Origin of the sequence: Gilliamella sp. wkB292 (assembly GCF_001690235.1) — a bacterium.
GTDB classification, from domain to species: domain Bacteria; phylum Pseudomonadota; class Gammaproteobacteria; order Enterobacterales; family Orbaceae; genus Gilliamella; species Gilliamella apicola_F.
Map to the genome: position 1 here is coordinate 96031 of NZ_LZGO01000063.1, position 22280 is coordinate 118310.

Here is a 22280-nt window from a genome sequence, read left to right on the forward strand (position 1 = left end):
TTAAATCAACCTCTGCCTTAAGGCAGAGGCTTTTCTTGGTTATTTTATTCCTCGCACATTATCACCAGCATTTTTAGGTAGTGTAATAAAATCAATCATAGCAATGATTGTCAGCCCTGCAACCATCAATAAAGCAAATTGAAAGTCTTCAACACTTAACACTGTTTTATTATGATCATGGTAACAAGATGCAATAAATAAGAATAATGCCCCTAGTACAATTCCAAGAACATTATTAAGTTGCTGTGCTAAAGTAGATAAAATATTGGCACTTTGAACTTCACTTTTTTCGATTTCAGAAAAACCTAGCGTATTTAAGGTAGTAAATTGGATTGATCGTGCTCCTCCTGATAGGAAAAGAACGATAATCATAGTAATAATCGAGGTTTGCTCTGTAAAAAATGCACATAAAATAAAACTCGCTGATAAAATTATTCCGTTAATAATGAGTATATTTCGGAAACCAAATCGTTGAATTAACGGTGTATTAATCAATTTAAACAGAATATTACCAACAAATAGCGCCAGCAATAAAGCGCCTGCCGTTAATGGTGAGTATCCAAATCCAACTTGAAACATCAAAGGTAAAAGAAATGGGGCACTGCTTAAGGCGATTCGGATTAAGGATCCCCCAAAAAACATGGTTCTAAATGTACGTTTAGAAAACGCCTGTAAGCTAATAAGAGGATTTGTGATGTGAGTTAAGTGATAACATGCCATTGTTAAAATTACGCAGCCAAGCAAAACAATTGAAAGGCTTATCCATATACTCTTTTGTGAATGTGAAATCATTTCAAGTCCATAAACAAAGAGCAATAAACCTAATCCACACAAAACAAAACCAATGCCATCAAATGCACGTATTTGCGGTAGTTCTTTTGGTAAAAGTTTGAATGCATAAAAAAGGGCAATAAATCCAAGTGGAATATTCAAAACGAAAATCCAATGCCATGTTAGATATTGCGCAAAAAATCCGCCAATCACAGGTCCCATGACCGGAGCGATTAATCCTGGCCATACCAGTATTGATATAGTATTGACTAAATTTTGTTTTTCGGTCCGGCTAAGTACTACCGTGCGGCCAACAGGCACCATTAACGATCCTGCCAATCCTTGGCATAATCTTGCCAGAGTAAACATGGTTAGATTAGTTGAAAGTGCACATAGTAAAGATGCTAACATAAACAAAACAATCGACATTGAAAAAATTCGATGCGCAGTAAAACGATTAGCCAACCAACCGCTTGCAGGTAAACCTATAGTAAGGGCTAACATGTAGGCACTAATTCCAACTGAGATATCTTGAGGATTAACTGAAAATGATTTTGCGATATTCGGAATAGCGGTAGTAATAACTGTCGCGTCTAAATTTTCCATAAAAAATGTCGCGGCGACTAAAATTGCCATTTTCTGGACTTTATTACTTTGCTGCATAAAAAACACCAATAAAAATAAATACTGCAAATATTATATATTACAAAGAGGAAATGCTAACACAATAATTATTCTGATAAATAACCATTAATTACAAAGGTTATTTTAAATAAACTTCTATTTTTGATTGATAAAAAACGTTTTTTTACGTTAGTTATTAGGTTGTTAAAAAAATGTTAGAACTTTGCCCTTAAGTTTGATTGAGAGTATACTATGTCAAAACTAAATGATTAATAGAGGTACAGGATGACAGATTCACTAAATAAATGTAAAGCAAATGAAACGCCAGCATGTTGTTGTGTTGATGTTGGAACAATTATCGATAATGAGGATTGCACAGCAGAATACGAACACGTTTTTGCGACAGAATCAGAAGCTCAAGCTAAATTAGTATCATTAACACAAGCTGCAAAAGATGCAGCAACTGAGCCATGTGAAATTAATAGCAGTATCGACAAAGTTGCAAATGGTTTCAAATTAACTGCCAAATTTACTTTTTGTTGTGGCGCTGAGTGCTTAATTTTCCAATTAAAATTACGTTAATTGTCATTAATGAAAATTTGTATTATGAGACATGGTGAAGCAGGGTATTCTGCTTCATCTGATGCAAGTCGACCGCTTACTGCTTATGGCATCGAACAAGCGAATCAAGTAGGTCAATGGCTTCAACAGCAACACTTTAAATTTGACTTAGGTTTAGTGAGTCCTTATTTACGAGCAGAACAAACTTTTGCCCAACTATCCTCTCATATCCCTATTTTAAAAGTAAAAACAGAAAAGCTTTTGGTACCAGGTGGAAGTGCTGCTTCTATCGCTGATTTTTTAATGACACTCATATCACAAGATGTTAAGCAAGTGATTATAGTTTCACACCTTCCATTAGTCGGCTATTTAGTCAATGAGCTTTGTCCTCATATTTCGCCACCGATGTTTCCAACAGCTGCAATTGCATGTATTAACTACTCAATTGGCAACGCAGGAAATCTTGAATGGTTTCATCAAGCGGAGTAAAAAAACTTAATCTTTTTGATTTACCGTTAACCGGACGTACCTTAATTGAAGCCTCGGCCGGAACAGGTAAAACCTATTCACTTGCCTTTATCTATTTGCGATTGTTATTAGGCATAGGAAAAAACAGTTATCCCAAGCCACTTAGTATTAATCAAATTTTAGTTGTCACTTTTACTAAAGCGGCAACGCAAGAGCTGCGTTCACGTATTAGAGCAACTATACAAGAATTAAGAATAGGATTACTGCAAGGTAAACATTCAGATCCGATATATCAACAATTGATTGAATTAATTGATGATCCTCAGGCTGCGATTCAAAAATTGACTGAAGCCCAACAATCAATGGATGATGCTGCTATTTATACTATTCATAGTTTCTGTCAACGGATCTTGACTAGTCATGCGTTTGAATCAGGTGTACTTTTTGAACAAAAATTAATTACTGATGAGCAGCAATTACACTTACAAGTTACTCAAGATTTTTGGCGTCATTATTTTATTCCTTTAAATAAACCGCTTGCTCAGATAGTTTTTGCAACTTGGCAAGATCCAGACGCCTTATTAGCTAGTATTAAACCTTATTTGGGTTTTGATTTTAGCCAAAATACAGATGACAATATCGATCTTGTGAATATTATTAATGATTTTTATCAGCAAAATTTTCACAACATCGAAATGTTAAAAAAGGCTTGGTTAGAATCAGTAAATGAATTAACCGATATTATTATTCAGTCAGGCGTCAGTAAACAATCTTATAGTAATCGTTATTTACCTAATTGGATTGCCAAAGTTTCTGCTTGGTGCCAAACACCAACAACGACGTTTAAGTTACCAGCTGAACTTGAAAAGTTTAGTCAAGTTGTATTGATTGAAAAAACAAAAGCCGATAAAACGGCCCCTCGACATTTAGTTTTTGAGCAAATAGCAGAACTTTATACAAGCCAACTGGATTTACGCAATGAAATTTTGATGCACATTGTTAAAATTATACAAAAAGGAATTTATTATCAAAAGATTAAACGTGCCGAGATGAGTTTTAATGATCTTATCTGGCAACTTAATCGGGCCTTGCAAGCTAAAAATGGTCATCGATTAGCACAAAGTATTGCAAAAAAATATTGTGTTGCTTTAATCGATGAATTTCAAGACACCGATCCAGCACAATATCAAATTTTTGATCGTATTTATAATAAACAGCGAGTAGATACAGGTTTATTGTTTATTGGTGATCCCAAACAAGCAATTTATAGCTTTCGTGGCGCTGATATATTTACTTATTTAAAAGCAAAACAATCCGCAGGCGAAAACAATTTTACCATGTATGTTAATCATCGATCTTCTTCTGAAATGGTAAAGGCTGTAAATCAGTTATTCGCTAATCGTCAACATCCTTTTATTTTTGATCGCATTCCCTTTTTACCTATGGAAAGTGCAACAAGAAATAATCAAAAAACGTTGATAATCAATGATCAAGAGGCAAATGCTTTAACGACTTATTTATTACCTGAAACTATAACAACAATTACAGATTATCAAGAACATATGGCGAATTGTTGTGCCAAAGAAATTGTTTCATGGTTAACGGATAGTTCAATATTCATCTGTGATAAAGATGGCAAACGCCCTGTGACTACTAGCGATATTGCAATTTTAGTGCGCACTGGACAAGAGGCTGAAATAATTCAACAAAAACTGGCGATTTATGGGGTTAAAAGCGTTTATTTATCCAATCGAAATAGCGTATTTTCGTCAAACGAAGCACAGGATGTACTTTCTCTATTGCAAGCTGTACTCATGCCAGAAAATGAGGCCGCATTACGTTTAGCGTTAATGACTAGGTTATTAGGTCAAACCATGACAGAACTTGAGCAATTGATTGATGATCAAGATCAGTGGGAAAATTTAGTAGAGGAATTTAAACAATATCAGATTATTTGGCAACACTATGGGGTATTAGTGATGTTACGTCGTTTGATGAAACGGCGACACTTAGCTGAAAATCTTTTAGCTTGCCAGAATGGAGAACGAATATTAACTAACTTCATGCATTTAGGGGAATTATTACAAGCCGCTGCTGATGAGTTAGATAGTTTACCAGCTTTAGTTCGTTGGTTGACTAAGCAAATAGTCAATCCTGATTTAAATTTAGAAAATCATGAACAACGTTTAGAAAGCGATGAAAATTTAGTCAAAATTATCACAATACATAAATCTAAAGGGTTAGAGTTTCCAATAGTTTGGTTGCCATTTGCGGCTAAATATCGCCTTGCTAATAGCCAATTTTATCACGATAAAAATAATGATTATCAGCCAAGCTATGCGTGGTTATTAACCGATGAAATCAAGCAACAAATTGAAGATGAACATCTGGCAGAAGATTTACGTTTGCTGTATGTGGCAATGACTCGCTCCGTTTATCACTGTAGTATTGGTTTAGCTTCTTTGAAAAAAAATCAATCAGCGATTAATTATCTTTTAAATGATGATTTAAGGTCGATAGCCAAATTTTCAAACTTAATTGAGGTTGAATTACCTATCGTCGGTGAACAGTATATTTCACCAAAAACAGCAAACAGCACGTTGTCTGCGAATGTATTTAAGCGTAAGCTTTCGAATTGTTGGCGTGTTACAAGTTATACTGAACTTCAAAAGCATAATGGTAGTTCAATATTTAATTATGATATCTTCGATGATTGGGATGAATCTCAATCAAATAATCAAGAGCAACAGTTAGAGCAATTATATGATATTCATCATTTTCCAAAAGGTGCTTATGTGGGTACGCTTATGCATAAAATGATGGAAAATGTTGCAGCGAATAATATTGCTCAATTATGTGATGAGATGATAAAAAAACTCAATTTAGAGGCAGTCTGGACCGATGTTGTAAGTAATTGGATGCAACACGTGCTTAGCACAAAACTTAATCAGCAAGGGCTTACATTAGCGCAACTATTAAGTGGAAAATGTATTCACGAGCTTCAATTTTATTTACCTATTCGTCAAGCGGTGTCTAGCTTGCAATTGGACTCTTTATGTAAACAATATGACCCTTTATCTAAACAATGCCCAGAATTAGATTTTGAAACAGTACAAGGTATGTTGAAAGGTTTTATTGATTTAGTGTTTGAATTTGAAGGTAAATATTATATTGTTGATTATAAATCGAATTGGTTAGGTGATTCTGCCGCTTATTATCAAAAGCCTGCATTAGAGCAGGTAATGTGTGAACATCGTTATGAATTACAATATCAACTCTATTGTTTAGCATTACATCGATTTTTAAAAAGTCGTTTAGCCAATTATCAATATCAAGACCATTTTGGTGGTGTTTATTATCTTTTCTTACGGGGTATGCCCGAACACGGGATTTTTTATTGCCAACCAGCAAAGCAGTTCATAGAGCAACTTGATGAGTTATTTGACGGTGATAATAATCTCAAAATTTAATCTGTTAATCTTAGCACTTGATGGTTTAAACTATTTTTTCCCTTAGAATTTGACAGATTTTTATGTTGACATGTGGATATCTAAACGAAATACAGAAAGTATCGAATAATACCTTCTGTATGACTTATTGGTTGGTAACAGTTAAATTTTATAAACATTTAAAAACCAATTGATAACTGTAATGCTTTTTGGTCAGTAAAAATTCTTTATGGACATTTGGGGTCCAAGAATCATCACCACCAATTCCCATATGAAATGCATCAATGCTGACATAAGCGCTGTTTTCTGGTTGCAATAAATGCCGATGTGATTTTTCCATTAACTGTTTTGTACCATATTGATTAATATTAAATTTAAATTCATGACCAGTAACGGTTAATTGATTGAGTTGTAATTTTTTTACATCGCAACGTAAACCATTTTCACAAGGAAAAATATATGGCGTGTAAAGTTGGGAGAAAGGTAAACACCAGTCACTAAAGATTGCCGACGTTTTACGATCTGGATAATTTTCGTGTGGGCCTAAACCCAACCATTTTACCTTTTTTGGTATCTGTTTTAATTGAAATGTTAACCCTATACGTGCAGGCGGTGGCATATTATTCGCAATATCAATTTGTACAGATAATGTTAGTTGTCCTTGCTGATCAAATTGGTATAACCATTTACTTTGAATCACTTTTTGGTTGTTGACAAAATAACCATGTAAAACTTCGATGATAATTTTATTAATTGATTGGCTCACCTCAATGCCTAAGCATTGATGCGTTAAATCGTAGTAACCAGCTGACCTCCATTTTTCTACCCAAGCATAAGGGTTATTGTCAAGACCACTACTAATACCAATATCATTATCAATTGGTGCACGAATAAATTGATCAGCAAAAGCCGATTCTAATAATGGCTTATTGCCTTTAAACCATTGTTCTAATCGACCCGTTGCTTTAGTTAATTGCCAACGTTGATTTTTATAATTTATGAGATAATTATTCTGATTTTCGGTTAATTTAAGCGAACTTTTATCTTGATTAAAAGTCAGTGATGGAATAAAAGCGTTGGTTAACTTCCACTGTTCCCATGCGACAAGATGTCCGGCAGCGGACCATGGCGTAGCTTTGCTTTGAATAATTTTGACTAATAAATGCAAATCTTCACAGTTAAAATCATTACCGACATCATCACACAAAACCATTTTTATTGTGCTATTGGCTTTAATGTCCAGTTTGGTTTTGCTGTATTTCCTTTTTTTACCCTCGACTAATAACTCCCATTGTAAAACCTCATGATTGGTATGATGAAATAAATACTCGCTGGTTATCTCAATCACTAATGGTTTTTGACTGATTAATTTAAATTGATAGGGTTGCTGTAATTTTTTAGCTTCGATTAAACTAGGATGAGGTTTGCGGTCGGGAAACACTAATCCATCTAAGCAAAATTGTCTATCATGATATGCTTCACCAAAATCTCCACCATAGGCCCAATAACTTTCACCCGTTTGAGTTTGACAGCGAATACCATGATCTGCCCATTCCCAAATAAATCCACCTTGCAAACGAGGGTATTGCCTAAATGCTTGCCAATACTTATAAAACGCACCTAAACTATTACCCATGGCATGAGCATATTCACATAAAATCAGTGGCCTGTGTTCATCAGGCATTGAAATCCATTTTGTTATTGCCCATTTAGGGACTGTTGGATGCGGTTGATCTTGTTCAACACGTGCATACATAGGGCAAATGATATCGGTAGCAGCTGTATTAGCACCACCACCTTCGTATTGTACAGGTCGCGTTGGATCATTGCTTTTAATCCAAGCATAAAGTGCATCATGATTAGCACCATGACCGGATTCATTTCCTAATGACCAGATTATAATTGAGGGATGATTTCGATCACGTTGTACCATGCGCGTGACGCGTTCGCTATACGCTGCAAACCAACGAGGATCATCCGATAAACGGGACATAGGAAACATACCATGTGACTCAATATTGGCTTCATCCACTAAATACAGCCCATATTGGTCACAAAGTTCATACCATCTTGGATCATTAGGATAATGACTACATCTAACTGCATTAAAATTGTGTTGTTTGATGAGTTTTATATCATGCAACATCGCTTGTTCTGTTACGGCATACCCCATATCAGGATAAAATTCATGCCGGTTCGTCCCTTTTATGAGTAGAGCTTTACCATTTAAGCAAAGCTGACCATGTTTGATTTCGACTGTCCGAAAACCGACATTGTAGGCTTCTGATTCTATCAACCCTGTTTGTTTATGATATAAACTGATAACCACACGATAAAGATTCGGCGTTTCCGCGCTCCATAATTTGGGGCTGGTGACTGGTATATGGCAGTCTAAGCGATCGTGATATCCGCCTTTTTCGTCAACAGCATCAGTACCAATGCTTTGAGAATGCTTAGTCATTAATTTATTTTGTTGCCATAATTCAATATCAACATTGAATAAATCTGTGTCACCATCAAGATTGACATCAATCTGTAGTGAAAGCGTGGCATTTTGATAAAGTGCATCGAGTTGGGTTTGAATTTTTATGTCACGTAAATGTGATTTCGGTTTATTTAATAACCAGACTTGGCGAAAGATACCGCTCAATCGCCACATATCTTGATCTTCAAGATAACTACCATCGCACCACTTTAATACTAATACAGCAATGCGATTTTCACCGGCCTTTAAAAAAGGGGTTAAATCAAATTCTGCCGCAATACGACTATCTTGAGAGTAACCAACCCATTGACCATTACACCAAAGATGAAACGCTGAGCTGACACCATCGAATATAATTCTGGTATTTCCTTGCGCCAGCCATTGTTGAGTAATATTGACATAGCGAGAATAACAGCCTGTGGGATTTTGCTCAGGTACAAAAGGTGGATTATAAGGAAAGGGATAGCGTATATTGGTATAAACCGGTTTATCATAACCCTGCAATTGCCAATTAGATGGAACAGCAATAGTTGTTTTGGCTAACTCATTTTTTAACCATGATTCTGGTACTTGATCTGGGCTATTGTAATAGCTAAAAAACCAATCGCCATTTAGTGACATAATGGTGTCTGATTTCAGATTGTTTTTAGCGCTCTGTTTATCTCGCCAACTGTGAAATTTAGCATGCGTATCGAGTCTATTCATACTTAACACAGATAAGTTATTCCAATCATGGCGGTTAATTATTTCATTGAAAGAAGGGGTCATATATTCTCCATTTACTGTTCTGTTAACCACTATTTTTTATTGATCGTAGTTAATGGCATGAGCATTAATTGTTATAGATTATAAGTAACAGGTGATTTAAAACAGTGATCTAGGTAACATTCATGTAACCGAATACATCTTTTTTTTAAATGGATAGATTTGTGTGTATTTTTTGTTTGTGATTTTCGATTACATCCCCTTTTGCATATAAATAGATGAATATTACTGTGATATAGGTCACAGCTTAGACATTTAATTTATTTATCATTATTTTTATTTGTTATATTAAAAAACGATAATTATTCTTCAAAGGATTGTTACCGCTGTATAACGGGCAAAACCTAAAGAATAGCCATAAAAAGCTATTCTTTAGGTTTTTTTTTGCCTCGAATTTACGAGGCTTCATTATGTTTTATAAAATAATGAGTAGGTAAAAATGAAATATTTAACAAATAAGGTTGTAAAAGTCATATCCAAACTAAAACGAATTGCGTTAATTGCGATGTTAAGTTTATGTTATTTGCCAAATGTTATGGCCGCAACGTCAGAAGAGTTAGAAGCAAGGATAACAATTTTAGAGCAGAAGTTACTGGAGATCAGTAAAGACTCAGCGGATTTAAAAAAGCAAGTTGTTGAGTCAAACAAGCAAATTGCTCAATTAAATAATAATATTCAAAAACAACAAGTCGTTATTAACAATCAACAAAGACAATTAAAAAATCAGACAGCCTCACTCACCAATTCTAAAAAATCGGCTAGTTCACCACAAATTAATACAAATAATAACGTAAGTGATAATCAAATCGTGTTAGTTAATGATGCTAAAACTTCTTCCTCATCAGACGAAGGTAGTTCTGCAAAAAAATCTTTTACCCTATCTGAATTTAAAGATTATATTAAAGATGAAATTGGGTTTTCTTATAACGGTTATTTCCGTGGTGGATGGTCAACATCAAATAATGGTAAACCTAAAAATTATGCTGAAGGTGCGTTAGGTCGATTCGGTAATGAATATGGCGGTTGGTATGATCTTATTTTTAAACAAAAAGTTTATGATCAAGATGGGCGTAGAGTCGATGCTATTGTCATGATTGATGGGAATGTGGCAACCAATAAGGCTGCGGGTTTATTTAATATCCAAGATGATAATATTATGCAATTCTCTGATATTTATTTAGCTACTAAAGGATTTGTACCTCGTTTCCCTGATGCAACATTATGGATTGGTAAGCACTCATTACCTTACAACGAAATTCAGATGCTTGACTGGAAAACGCAAAAAACACCTGCTGGTGGTGGGGTAGGGATTGAAAATCTTGCCGTTGGTGTTGGTGTGCTTGATTTAGCTTTAGTTCGAGCTGATGTGAATGTAAAAAGTAAAAAAGCTGATGTGGTTGGTGTTGATGAAAATGGTAATCAGATTACCCGACATAAAAAAGAGGACGTTGATCTTAATGAAATCGAATTACGTTATCATAACATTCCATTGTGGAAAGATGCTCTGTTTGGCATAAATGCACGTTATTCAGCACCGAATAAATCCAAAATTCAAGACAATGTAGAAGTCAAAAATGCATGGCTTGGTAGTTTTGTCTTACGTCAGAATGAATTTTTTGGTGGATTTAATCAGTTTACACTACAAGCAGCGACAAATTCAGTTGCTTCACAATTAGCCAACATTAATACTAATAATCCAGAGTTTGCAGCTAATGCTGATAATGATTATATTGGTGAACATACTGGTGGTAAAGCTTATCGCTTGGTTTCTGAAGGTGAAGCTTATTTAGCTGATAATGTTATTGTTGCCCATGCATTGGCGCTAACTACGGGTAATGATGTTTATTCTTATGATCTCCATCGTGCTCATACTGATTTTTCTAGTTTTAAATCAGCGGTAAGACCTGCATATATATGGGATACCTATAATCAGAGTGGTGTTGAGCTAGGCTATTTTAGACAGAAAAATAAAACCAATAGTAAAACTTATGTTGAGGAAGGTTATAAAACAACGCTTTATCATTCTTTCAAAGTCGGACAAAGTATTTTATCTTCTAGACCTGATATTCGTTTCTATGTTTCATATATTGAATCATTGCAAAATGATATTAGTAAGTTTGATTTTAATGGTAAGAATCACCAAATTAGTTTTGGGGTACAAACAGAGGTGTGGTTTTAGCTAATATCTTTTAATCTAGAGGGATAATACAATACGATTATCTGAGCTAATATTATGCATTAAAAATCATTAATTAAGCTCAGATAAGTAGTGATTATCCTCTATTTTTGATAGTTTTAATAAACAAAGATGTTATTGGTTGTTAATAATCATGTTATTTGATTAAATTGACAGAATAACGTTTAGTTAGCGTAGGTATAAATATATTAACTAAATTAGCGGGTGGCGCTTCACCTTTAGCTAGTTTTAATGCTAGTTCAGCAGCTTGTTCTGCCATAGTTTGTAATGGATAACGTATAGTTGTTAATTTAGGGTGTAAGTACCGAGCAAGAAGTAAATCATCAAAACCTATAATAGAAATGTCGGTTGGAATTTTTATATCATTATCATATAACACTGACATTGCACCAGCCGCCATAGAGTCATTATAACAAGCTATTGCGGTAATTTGACGATTGCGTTCGAGTAATGTCATCATTGCTTGTTCGCCGCCGATTTCGTTAGGTGAGGCAAAAGCTATAAGTTTTTCATCAAGCTCTATATTATATTCAGCTAAAGCATCTTTATAGCCTTGCAAACGGTCAGATGCATCTGAGATATCATGGTTTGAACATAAATAACCAATTTTAAGATGTCCATGTTGAATTAAATGTTTCACCGCTAAGTAGGAGCCATAACGATCGTCGAGTGCAATACACCGTTTTTCAAAGCCGCTAACTACGCGATTGATTAATACCATTCCTGGTACTTGTTGCATTAATTTTTTTAATATACTGTCGGGCAAAACCTTAGCATGAACAACTAATGATGAGCAGCGATGTTCGATGAGTTGGGTTATTGCATTATATTCTTGATCATGTTGATGATAGCCATTTCCGATTAATAAAAAATTGCCTGTTCGATGAGCTACTTTGTCAACGGTACTTACCATCTCACCAAAAAAAGGGTCGGAAACATCGGCAACAACAATGCCTATGGTATTTGAATTTTGTTGGGATAACGCGCGAGCATTGGCATCAGGATAGTAATTTAATTTTTCCATAGCTTTTTTTACAATTTCACGTGTATTTTCGCTAACATTGTTTGCATTATTAATAACACGAGATACTGTTGCCACTGAAACTTTGGCTAATCGTGCAACATCTTTTATTGTCGCCATAAAACTACCTTTTAATTGATTACTACTAATTATTTATATCCATATTTGATACTTTATGTTTGTCCATATAGAGTTTTGTAAGATTACCAATGATTCAAGCAAAAGGGCTCGCAGTTTGGGAGGAATCCTGTACTTAAAATCTTTAAGTGAATTCAGTATGTAATACTCTGAATATATGAGCCAACGCATTATAATACGAGAAAATTTTGCTTTTGCCAATTGCTCTCTGGTTTGTCGAATCGATTCAGTTTAAATATATTAACTAAGAGGGATTTATGCTGTTGAAATCCCTCCTGAGTCGCTAAAAAATTCAGTCTCTTTGCTAAACAATTTATACCGATGTGATCTTGATCAGCATTGCAGTTGCGGGATCTAGTACTGGTAGGGGTAACCCAATATTCATTAACCAATCACCCGATAACGTTGTGCTTTTTACCATCCAATTAGGTAGGGCTTTCATGACATGTCCATTCACTTTAGGATCAATATTATTGGGCATGTCGAGAATTTCAATCTGATAATCCTTATCTGGTAATAAACCCTCTAAACGTAAATTACCACTCAAAGCATAAGTCGGTAAAATAAGTTGTGCGACTATAAAAGCGGCCTCAGTTTGGTCTTGGCTAACAACACCATAACTCTGCATGGCTTGACTATCATCAACATCTAAACGAATAAAATTGCCTGAATGGAGCAATGGACGTAATTGTTTATGTAATTTTATGTAATTAGCAAATGATAGTTTTTCTTGTTGTGATTCTTTTACCGGATCGAGTTCTACCCCCATATGACCAAATAGTGCAGTTAAACCACGTAAATTCATATTAATTTGCCTATATGTGGTATGGCATAGTGCTCCACCAATATGGGCTCCCATTACTTCAGGTGGGAAAAAATAACTCATGCCGCGTTGAATGATTTGTCTATCTAAAGCATCGTTGGAATCCGATGCCCAAAAACGTTGTGTACGTTTTAAGATTTCATAATCAATGCGACCACCGCCAGATGAGCAAGATTCAATTTCGACATTCGGGAATTTTTTTTGCAAAATATCGAGTAATCGATAAACAGCTTTAGTTTGGCCAACTATAGCTGGATGACCATTATGACCAGCTTGTACGATTTCTCTATTCATATCCCATTTTATATAGTCTATATCGTAACTTACAAGTAACCAGGTTAATCTTTCGAGCAAATAGTCAAAAACATTTGGATTTTGTAAGTCTAGTACATATTGATGACGACCTTCAGGTTGTTGATAACCTTGTAGTTCTAATAGCCAGTCAGGATGGGCACGATATAGATTAGAGTTTTTGTTAATCATTTCAGGTTCAACCCAGATACCAAATTCCATACCAAGGCCTTTAACATGTTTAATTATTGGTTCTAAACCATTTGGATATTTGCGCTCATCAAGATACCAATCCCCTAAGCCTTGATAGTCATCATCGCGATGGCCAAACCAGCCATCATCAATAATAAATCGTTCAACACCAATTTGAGCAGCTTGTGTCGCCATTTTCATAATATAATCGGGATTATGATCAAAAAAGATGCCTTCCCAAGTATTAAGATGAACAGGGCGTGGTTTATGAGCAGGGAACTTAATAATAGTAGTCCTTAAAAACTGATGAAAGTGCTGACTCATTTTATTTAAACCTTGATCACTATAGGTTGCATATAACCATGGTGTACTTACTGTTTCTCCTTTAGCTAAAGATATTTCACCCGCAAGGTAAAGTGCTTCGGCTTGAATAAAACGTTTTCCATTACTTTTGACGGCTACTTGTATGCGGTGGTTTCCGCTCCAACCTAAATGGATTCCCCATACTTCTCCTGTTTGTTCCTTAAAACCGCTTGTACCTACAATCATTCCAGGAAAATATTCATGTGAAGTTCTTCCTCGGCGATTTTCTTGTAAGTATCCGCAATGTTCAATTTTAGTTCGATGTGGAAAAAATTCTTTAATCCAACGACCATTAAATGCCATTAACTCTTGCGCGCGTTCAGGTATAGGTAAGGTTACTGACAAACGATTAACTTGATAAGGTTGCTCTGCTAAATTGGTCAGGCTATTTTGACATTGCAAAACACCACTTTCATCTAATATGAGTTGGCTAGTTAAACGGAGCTTGGCAATCTCATCTTCACTAATAATAGTGATATTGTTAGTGTCTTTTTTGACTTCTTTAGTGATAAATACTGGAGACCAATCTTTGCCATTTCGATGACCTTCAAGGCCCGGCGTGCTGAAGTTGCCTAAACCCTCTTCAGGACAAAGTGTGAATGGTACATTAATATCTAGACGTGAATTAGGCACAGCAGGGTTAAGCATATCGATAGAGTCGATATTTAAAGTTTGTAATCGTTTTCCAAAATAACAGATTTCAGCATAAGGTTGCGTGCGTAAAATTATATCTAATTTGCTGTTGCCAAGATGGTAATTCATGTGTTCTCCAATATTAATTACTAAAATAATTCTTATACAGTAATGATAATTTAACTAGAAGGATATCATTAATTTTTTATTTTGTGATTAAGATCTCATAAAATGTAATCGTTTTCATTTTTTGAAAATTATTGACTCCGCGTAAGTAAGATATATTATGAAATGATTATGCGAAAAATTCATTTTTTATGCTATTATGAACTAATTGTGGGTGAATAGATTAAATATCATGAAAAAACATAATATTATTGCTGTAGTTTCTTTCTTAAGTTGTATTTTCAACGCTTATGGTGTAGACAAATATGTCACTGATGATGTTGATGTTTACTTACGTCGAGGACCGGGAGCGCAATATGCTTATTCAAATTCAGCAAAAGCGGGCGAAAAAGTCATTGAACTTGAAAAAAATAGTGATGGTAAATATACCAAGATTCAAGTCAGCAATGGTAGTGTTGCATGGATTGAAACAAGTAAACTTAATGATCAACCGAGTTGCAAAGAGCGACTGCCATCTCTAGAATCTGAACTTGCTCAGTACAAAAGTAAAGCTGATAATGCCGATCAGTCCCAACAAGATGTGGCTAATCAATATGTGCAAAAATTGCAAGATGCAAATACATTAATTGAGTCTTTACAAAATAAAAATACTGAGCTTGAAAACAAACTTAAACAGCAAAATAGTCAACTTGAGTCAATGCTCAATCAAGTGGATGACAAACGCCGTGATCTGATTATTACTTGGTTCACCTATGGCGGTCTTGTGGCTGGTGGTGGTTTAATTTTAGGTTTAATTTTACCGTTAATTATGCCACGCCGTAGAAAAGACCGTTGGATGCGTTAAATGTCTAAGATCTATCTTGTTGGCGGCAGTGTTCGGGATAGATTATTAGGATTACCTGTAGTCGACCATGATTGGGTTGTTGTTGGTGCAACACCCGATCAGCTCCTTGCTTTAGGTTACCAACAAGTTGGTAAAGATTTTCCTGTATTTTTACATCCCACAACTAAAGAAGAATATGCACTAGCGCGTACTGAACGTAAGTCAGGTAACGGTTATACTGGTTTTATTTGTGATTTTGGGGCAAATATCACCTTAGAGCAAGATCTTATTCGTCGCGACTTGACAATCAATGCGATAGCAATGGATGAGCAAGGACATATTGTCGATCCCTATAATGGTGTGAGTGATCTTCATAATAAAATACTACGTCATGTGTCTTTGGCTTTTAGGGAAGATCCATTAAGGATATTACGCATTGCTCGCTTTGCTGCTCGCTATCACCATTTAGGATTTAAAATAGCACCCGAAACGTTAATTTTGATGAAAGAAATGGTGGCTGCTGGTGAGGTGTCATATTTAACGCCTGAACGCATTTGGAAAGAGACAGAAAAAGCATTATCGACACAGCATCCACAAGTCTATTTTCAAGTACTCAACCAATGTGGTGCGCTTGCTGTATTATTTCCGCAATTAATATTGTCACAAAATGTTATTGATGCATTAGCTAGATCTGTTGAATTAACTGAGCTATTAACGGTTCGCTTTGCAATATTATGTGCTCAGATGCCAACGAAGCAAAGTGTTGAGTTGTTATGTCAAAAAATAAAATCCCCCACAAGTTTTTTGAAGATAGCTGTTATGGTTCAGCAATATGGTAAAGTTGTTGAAGATATAAAGCAGTTGACGGCAGAGCAGATTATTCATTTACTAAACAGTATTGACGTATGGCGTAATCCACAACATCTTGAACAATTAATTATTGCAAGCCATGCATATTGTTCAAAAGAGCCATTTTTGCAAGCTCAATACTTAAATGAAGCTTATAACGTTGCCAATAGTGTTAATGTGCAAAATATTATTGCAGATGGTTTTACCGGTAAAGCTATTAATAATGAATTACAAAAAAGGCGAATTGAAGCGTTATTAGACTGCTTTTGATTGCATCTTAATCAATCGTCATTTTTTTTCAAAATATCTAAAAAAAAGGGTTGACGATTTGGCTTAAGACAAGCATAATGCGCCTCGCAGTGTTGGTTATGACGTTGCGAATGAGATGGCTACGTAGCTCAGTTGGTTAGAGCACATCACTCATAATGATGGGGTCACAGGTTCGAATCCCGTCGTAGCCACCATTAAGATTAAGTTGTACTTTTACCGGAAGTATACAGTGCGGGTGTGGCGAAATTGGTAGACGCACCAGATTTAGGTTCTGGCGCCGCAAGGTGTGTGAGTTCAAGTCTCTCCACCCGCACCATTTTAATCTTAGTATCTATCCTTTATTGGGGTATAGCCAAGCGGTAAGGCAGCGGGTTTTGATCCCGCCACTCCCAGGTTCGAATCCTGGTACCCCAGCCATTCCAATCTGCATATTTTTGATATCTCACTCTTTTATATTTTATTGTTAATCATATCGATTGCTAAATTATTCATATGCGGGTATGGCGGAATTGGTAGACGCGCTAGATTCAGGTTCTAGTTCCGAAAGGTGTGCGAGTTCAAATCTCACTACCCGTACCAGATATAATTTTTCACATTATAGTGGGGTATAGCCAAGCGGTAAGGCAGCGGATTCTGATTCCGCCATTCCAAGGTTCGAATCCTTGTACCCCAGCCACTAAATAATCATTTGAAGTGTTCACAATCAACATAATATCGGTTGTTATCCCCAGTAAATTAATCTCTATATCTTTTATCTAATGACATTGTCGTTATAGATAAAAATTTGCGCAGTATGTGCGAATTGTCAGTTTAAGCCGAAAGTTAACTGTGTAACTTAATAAGTTGTAGTTAGTCTGGGGTGCATTTTTATAAATTGGTTATAGTATCGTTTATACTAGGCTATAGAGCTTGATATTTGAATGTCTTAATTTTATTTTCTATCTTGTTTAATCATTAAGAATGTTATTTATTGGCTAACTGTTGCAAGCTTGATTGGTTACTCGGTAAGGTTAATCAATAGTAAATCGGTCATCCATTAAAGTTCTTATGGTTGCCGACAACAATTTTCTGTCTAATTAGAGTTTCTAAGCAAATTGCTGGAGCATAGCTTGGATAAGTTGCAGTGAAATTTTAATTATCAATTGTTTATTAGGATAAACGGTTGGATGACGTTCAAACAAAATTAACATAGTTATTCTTTCGATTGAATTTTTAATAATTGATAATATTGATTTATTATCAAGGTGTATCAAAATAAATAAAGTTTCTTTTATTATGGTTGAGTCCTGTATTAAATTAGCGTGGTTCAAGAGTGGTAAAAGTAGGGCGTATCTCGTTAAATAAATGGTTTGTTTGAACATCTAAAGTTTAAATGAAATTAAACAATATATAAATTAACCTATGAATTTAACTGTATTGTCTTATCTTTAATTTAAAAAGCTAAATAAGAGATTGTGTAATACGCTTAAATCAATTGAATATTTAGACTGTGCAATAAAGTGGGAATAAAATCTGTTGATAAAAAATAAGTTTTCGATTTGTTAGAATATAAAGATATTGAAATTTTGATAGTTATTTTTTGTGTTAGACGTATCCCACATGCATAATTTATATAGCATGTGGAAAACGTATGGACTATAACTTATTATTTATATAAGTTTACATATACAGTTTGTGAAGTGCCTTTTGCATTTGCTGATACTTCTTTCACATAATAGAAATGTGCACCATTAGCAATTGCTTGTTTTTGAGCTGCAGCACTGATTTCAGCTGTATTGTTGAATGAACCGTGGAAACTAATAGTGTCATATGGTTTCATTTTTTTGAATGCATCGCTGCTGATTTCGTAAGCGTCTTCACCTTCAATTGCTTTGGTCACGATGAAATCTCTTGCTACAGCATCTTTTTTGTATAATGCAACATCAATATCTTGTGCTTGATTTTTTACATCAGCAGGTGCAATTGAATACACATAGAAAGCATATGCATTTTTTTCTGCTGCTAATTTACTTGCTGCATTCATAATATCTGAAGTGTTGTTGTAATTACCTTTAAATTTAATCACTTCAAATGGTAAGTAGTAAAGCGCTTTCGCACGAGGATAAACAACAACACCATTTTGAGTCACTTCTTCTTTTTTAACTGCAACAGGTTCTTTTGATTGATAAATATCAGCATAAACGATTGCTTGATCAGCTGAATCACTAGTTGTAGCACTTTCAATTGATTTAATATGATAGTATTTAGCGCCTGCTTCATCAGCTGCACGAGAAATATCACTAGCCGCATTATCTGCTTGTAAATATTTACCTGTTACTGAGATTTCTTTAAGTGGAATTAAATTACTACTTTCTTTAGCTGTTAGTGGTTCTGCTGCATACAAGCTTGCAACTGGTAATGATAGCAATAATGCTAATGCAACAGATGATTTTTTTAAACGTTTCATGATAATTTCCTTCATTTTTATTTATTGAAATTAGAATTAAATTTAACGCTTTTTTTAATTTGCAGACTCATGACATCACTTATAGAGCAAATGAAATATCAGGTACTCTATAGAATTATGTCTCAATCTACTTATTACTAAATGCGTTTAGACATAAAGCTTTTTCACTTAATAATTATAAAATAGCTTTTTCTTTCCTATATATGTATGAATTTTATGATAATTCTCAAGAGATTTATAGTGGAAAATAAAACTTCATAGCACTTTTTGCTAAAAATGCAACAAATTGCTAACGATAGTTAATTTTAACGATATAACAACTTTTTGAATTACTTGGTTATTTTTGAAATTTAAACAACTACATGAATTTGATGAATAAAATTATTCAATATTTGAGCTGTTAATCCCCAAATAATATAATTATTATATTGATAAAAGTAAACTAAATGTTCTGATCTTTTCTGCCATTTTTGAGGGCGATTAGGCAATAAATGAAAAGGAAAGTCGTTGCCAAATTTATGACCAACTTCGATGGTAGCTTGACTAGGTCTGTTGTTCATAAACCAATTAAGCGGTACGGTAAAAACTTCTTCAACTTCATCAGGATTAAGAGTCAAGTTATCTATTGATTTGATTTCACCGACAAAAGGGTAAATAGTCATAGCAAAATTTGCGATAAATTTAGGTAATTTTCCTAAAATAGTTATTTGTGTGGGTAAAATACCTAATTCTTCGCAAGTTTCACGTTTTGCTGTATATTCCGGATTAATATCGCCTAGCTCTACTCGCCCACCTGGAAAGCAGATATCACCAGGTTGCCATTTTAATGTTTTCGATCGGACTTGGAACAGTAAATGCAATTGATTATTGACCTTAACAAGCGGTATCAAAACTGCTGCTTTTTGATTAATTTTGTTTGCTATCTTACCTGTTTTCAATAAGTTAGCTATCTGTTCAGTTGTGATCATAATATTTATTTAGTTTTGTTTTTAAATTTACGCTGTATTTACGTTATAATAAGAACATGATAGATTGAAGTTGTTTGTTAGTAGTACACGTGGTTCACCTTAATAATGTCATGCAATATTATATTAACAACATAAAAAAAGAACTTAAAGATCTTGCTTTACTAAAACATAAAAGAGCACTCGATGGTATGTCCTTAGAGTTCCAACGTGTTTTTACATTGTTGCCAGCGCTTTTTCATTTTCATCATCCTGCTTTGCCTGGCTATTTAAACGAAGACACTCCGATGGGCATTGCTTGTTATCAAGGTTCTGATGAAGTTTTTGCTCAGTTAAAAAATGAATTTAATTTTAATCTTCCACAAACATTAAATAAAGCAGATATTTCCGCATTATATTCAATGGGCAGTACTTGCTCTATCGGCCAGTCAGTAACGTCAGATCTTGATATCTGGATTTGTATTGAAAATAATTTATCAGCAGTTAGAAAATCGTCATTACAAAAAAAATGCCGATTGATTGAACAATGGGCAAAAGAGCTTGGGATAAAATTAACATTATTTGTTGTTGATGTAGATCGTTTTATTAATCAACATCATGAATGTTTAATGGGCGAAAACTGTGGTTCAGCTCAACATATATTATTATTGGAAGAGTTTTATCGATCAGCTAATTTACTTGCTGGAAAACTATTATTATGGTTCGCTGTGCCCGCAAATTTAACCGTGAATAATACAACCTATCCTAGCTATGAAAAATGTATTGAAGCATTAGTTGAACAAAAAATAATTGAACGCGATCAATGGATCGATTTTGGCCCTTTAACAGGATTATCGGCAGAGGAATATTTTGGCGCCAGCTTGTGGCAACTTTATAAAAGTATTGATTCACCTTTTAAAGCGGTATTAAAGACATTATTACTTGAAGCATATTCGTGGATATATCCAGAAAATAAACCTATTGCTTATCAAATGCGCGATTTTATACAAACATTTAAAAGCAATGAAGGGTGTTATCTTGATTCTTACTATATGTTATTGCAACGCATCAGCAACTATCTAATTGAAATTAAAGATTTTCCAAGATTAAAATTAGTAAGAACGTGCTTTTACCTCAAAGTTAATGAAAAGTTATCTATTGCAAATTCTACGCCATCGTGGCGTCGTAAAGTGCTTGAAGATTTGGTGAAGCAATGGAAATGGGATAAACAATGTTTTGCTAAACTCGATACCAGCCATACTTGGAAAATAGAACAAGTTCGTGAAATACACGAAGTTTTACTACAAACTATGATGACGGGGTATCGTAACTTACTTAATTTTGGTCGCCGTAATAATTTGGATTCCTTAATTAGTCCTCAAGACTTAGCAATATTAACACGTAAATTGTATGCTTCATTTGAAGTATTACCGGGAAAAATAACCACATTAAAGCTTAATATTTCGCATAATTTACAAGAAGAGGCGTTAACCTTTATTCATGTTAAAGAAGATAGAATAAATCGAGCTGGATGGTATGTTTATAAGCAAAAACCAATATTGGATCAAATTATTGGTCACCAATACTTAGAATATAGTAAGTATTTAGTTAAGTTAGTGAGTTGGTGTTACTTTAATCGTTTAATCTCGGACTCTACTGAGTTTTATTATCACGATGGCGAGGATCGGGATAAAGCAAAAATAACCAAATTTATTGATGACCTAAAACAATATTTTCCTATTGATGTGCCAGCAGCAACTGAAGAGCAATTGTATGGCCCATGTGAAATCCGACATTTAGCGATCATCTTAAATTTAGAAAACGATCCAACTACCCAATGTGAATTAGATCATGAAATTAATACTAATATATTAAATTACGGTAAAAAAGAGTTAAGTTTAGTAGGTTCGGTTGATTTGCTTTATCGCAACTCATGGAATGAAATTCGCGTTTTGCACTTTAGTGGTACATTATGTGTCCTTGAAGCCATAAAAGCATTACTAAACCGAATGCATAAAGACGCTGATTTACCCAATTCAAT

13 protein-coding genes and 5 tRNA genes are annotated in these 22280 nt (G+C 34.5%); 12 read left to right on the forward strand and 6 right to left on the reverse strand.

What is annotated here, in order from left to right:
- Positions 1-39: 39 nt before the first annotated feature.
- Positions 40-1434, reverse strand: coding sequence for an MFS transporter (locus A9G09_RS08115; RefSeq protein WP_065634361.1), 1395 nt, complete (start codon positions 1432-1434; stop codon positions 40-42).
- Positions 1435-1680: 246 nt separating this feature from the next.
- Here A9G09_RS08115 and A9G09_RS08120 point away from each other — a divergent pair, with 246 nt between their 5' ends.
- The 3 genes from A9G09_RS08120 to recB are packed head-to-tail and all read left to right on the forward strand — an operon-like array spanning position 1681 to position 5894.
- Complete coding sequence (locus A9G09_RS08120) at positions 1681-1977, forward strand: YfcZ/YiiS family protein (protein WP_065634362.1); 297 nt, start codon at positions 1681-1683, stop codon at positions 1975-1977.
- A gap of 9 nt (positions 1978-1986) precedes the next feature.
- Positions 1987-2445 carry a phosphohistidine phosphatase SixA gene (gene sixA / locus A9G09_RS08125; protein ID WP_065634363.1) on the forward strand — a complete coding sequence of 153 codons (459 nt, stop codon included), beginning with the start codon at positions 1987-1989 and terminating at the stop codon, positions 2443-2445.
- A complete protein-coding gene (recB, locus tag A9G09_RS08130; protein ID WP_065634364.1) occupies positions 2424-5894 on the forward strand; it encodes an exodeoxyribonuclease V subunit beta in 3471 nt (1156 codons plus the stop codon). Before sixA ends, recB begins: the two co-directional genes overlap by 22 nt.
- A 148-nt stretch (positions 5895-6042) precedes the next feature.
- Here the strand turns inward: recB and A9G09_RS08135 are convergent, their stop codons facing one another.
- Positions 6043-9126, reverse strand: a complete 3084-nt coding sequence (locus tag A9G09_RS08135; protein ID WP_065634365.1) for a beta-galactosidase — start codon at positions 9124-9126, stop codon at positions 6043-6045.
- A 436-nt stretch (positions 9127-9562) separates the two neighbouring features.
- Between A9G09_RS08135 and A9G09_RS08140 the strand changes: the two genes are divergently transcribed.
- On the forward strand, positions 9563-11302 hold the full coding sequence (locus A9G09_RS08140; protein WP_081297520.1) for a carbohydrate porin: 1740 nt from the start codon (positions 9563-9565) through the stop codon (positions 11300-11302).
- Between the two features lie 154 nt (positions 11303-11456).
- On the opposite strand, the gene A9G09_RS08145 is transcribed toward A9G09_RS08140, so the two are convergent.
- Positions 11457-12461, reverse strand: coding sequence for a substrate-binding domain-containing protein (locus A9G09_RS08145; protein WP_065634366.1), 1005 nt, complete (start codon positions 12459-12461; stop codon positions 11457-11459).
- Positions 12462-12792: 331 nt separating this feature from the next.
- On the reverse strand, positions 12793-14910 hold the full coding sequence (locus A9G09_RS08150) for an alpha-galactosidase (protein WP_065634367.1): 2118 nt from the start codon (positions 14908-14910) through the stop codon (positions 12793-12795).
- A 229-nt stretch (positions 14911-15139) separates the two neighbouring features.
- Between A9G09_RS08150 and A9G09_RS08155 the strand changes: the two genes are divergently transcribed.
- The 7 genes from A9G09_RS08155 to A9G09_RS08185 all read left to right on the forward strand — a co-directional run bounded on the left by A9G09_RS08155 (position 15140) and on the right by A9G09_RS08185 (position 17525).
- On the forward strand, positions 15140-15751 hold the full coding sequence (locus A9G09_RS08155; protein ID WP_065634368.1) for a TIGR04211 family SH3 domain-containing protein: 612 nt from the start codon (positions 15140-15142) through the stop codon (positions 15749-15751).
- Complete coding sequence (locus A9G09_RS08160; protein ID WP_065634369.1) at positions 15752-16849, forward strand: multifunctional CCA addition/repair protein; 1098 nt, start codon at positions 15752-15754, stop codon at positions 16847-16849.
- A gap of 117 nt (positions 16850-16966) precedes the next feature.
- Positions 16967-17043 (forward strand) — tRNA-Met (locus tag A9G09_RS08165).
- 37 nt (positions 17044-17080) lie between these two features.
- Positions 17081-17165 (forward strand) — tRNA-Leu (locus A9G09_RS08170).
- A 26-nt stretch (positions 17166-17191) separates the two neighbouring features.
- A tRNA-Gln gene (locus A9G09_RS08175) sits at positions 17192-17266 on the forward strand.
- 77 nt (positions 17267-17343) lie between these two features.
- Positions 17344-17428: transfer RNA gene (locus tag A9G09_RS08180), tRNA-Leu, on the forward strand.
- A gap of 22 nt (positions 17429-17450) precedes the next feature.
- Positions 17451-17525 (forward strand) — tRNA-Gln (locus tag A9G09_RS08185).
- 969 nt (positions 17526-18494) lie between these two features.
- On the opposite strand, the gene A9G09_RS08190 is transcribed toward A9G09_RS08185, so the two are convergent.
- On the reverse strand, positions 18495-19295 hold the full coding sequence (locus A9G09_RS08190) for a YdgH/BhsA/McbA-like domain containing protein (RefSeq protein WP_065634370.1): 801 nt from the start codon (positions 19293-19295) through the stop codon (positions 18495-18497).
- A 350-nt stretch (positions 19296-19645) separates the two neighbouring features.
- Positions 19646-20263, reverse strand: a complete 618-nt coding sequence (locus tag A9G09_RS08195) for a CoA pyrophosphatase (protein WP_065634371.1) — start codon at positions 20261-20263, stop codon at positions 19646-19648.
- A gap of 89 nt (positions 20264-20352) precedes the next feature.
- Between A9G09_RS08195 and A9G09_RS08200 the strand changes: the two genes are divergently transcribed.
- Positions 20353-22280, forward strand: a 1928-nt coding sequence (locus tag A9G09_RS08200) for a class I adenylate cyclase (RefSeq protein WP_218056871.1), incomplete at its 3' end; no start/stop codon positions are given.

Coding starts and splice junctions, on each gene's coding strand:
- A9G09_RS08135 (WP_065634365.1), bottom strand. CDS start 9,126: ATGACCCCTTCTTTCAATGAAATAATTAACCGCCATGATTGGAATAAC.
- A9G09_RS08155 (WP_065634368.1), top strand. CDS start 15,140: ATGAAAAAACATAATATTATTGCTGTAGTTTCTTTCTTAAGTTGTATT.
- A9G09_RS08140 (WP_081297520.1), top strand. CDS start 9,563: ATGAAATATTTAACAAATAAGGTTGTAAAAGTCATATCCAAACTAAAA.
- A9G09_RS08190 (WP_065634370.1), bottom strand. CDS start 19,295: ATGAAACGTTTAAAAAAATCATCTGTTGCATTAGCATTATTGCTATCA.
- A9G09_RS08160 (WP_065634369.1), top strand. CDS start 15,752: ATGTCTAAGATCTATCTTGTTGGCGGCAGTGTTCGGGATAGATTATTA.
- recB (WP_065634364.1), top strand. CDS start 2,424: ATGGTTTCATCAAGCGGAGTAAAAAAACTTAATCTTTTTGATTTACCG.
- A9G09_RS08115 (WP_065634361.1), bottom strand. CDS start 1,434: ATGCAGCAAAGTAATAAAGTCCAGAAAATGGCAATTTTAGTCGCCGCG.
- sixA (WP_065634363.1), top strand. CDS start 1,987: ATGAAAATTTGTATTATGAGACATGGTGAAGCAGGGTATTCTGCTTCA.
- A9G09_RS08150 (WP_065634367.1), bottom strand. CDS start 14,910: ATGAATTACCATCTTGGCAACAGCAAATTAGATATAATTTTACGCACG.
- A9G09_RS08120 (WP_065634362.1), top strand. CDS start 1,681: ATGACAGATTCACTAAATAAATGTAAAGCAAATGAAACGCCAGCATGT.
- A9G09_RS08195 (WP_065634371.1), bottom strand. CDS start 20,263: ATGATCACAACTGAACAGATAGCTAACTTATTGAAAACAGGTAAGATA.
- A9G09_RS08145 (WP_065634366.1), bottom strand. CDS start 12,461: ATGGCGACAATAAAAGATGTTGCACGATTAGCCAAAGTTTCAGTGGCA.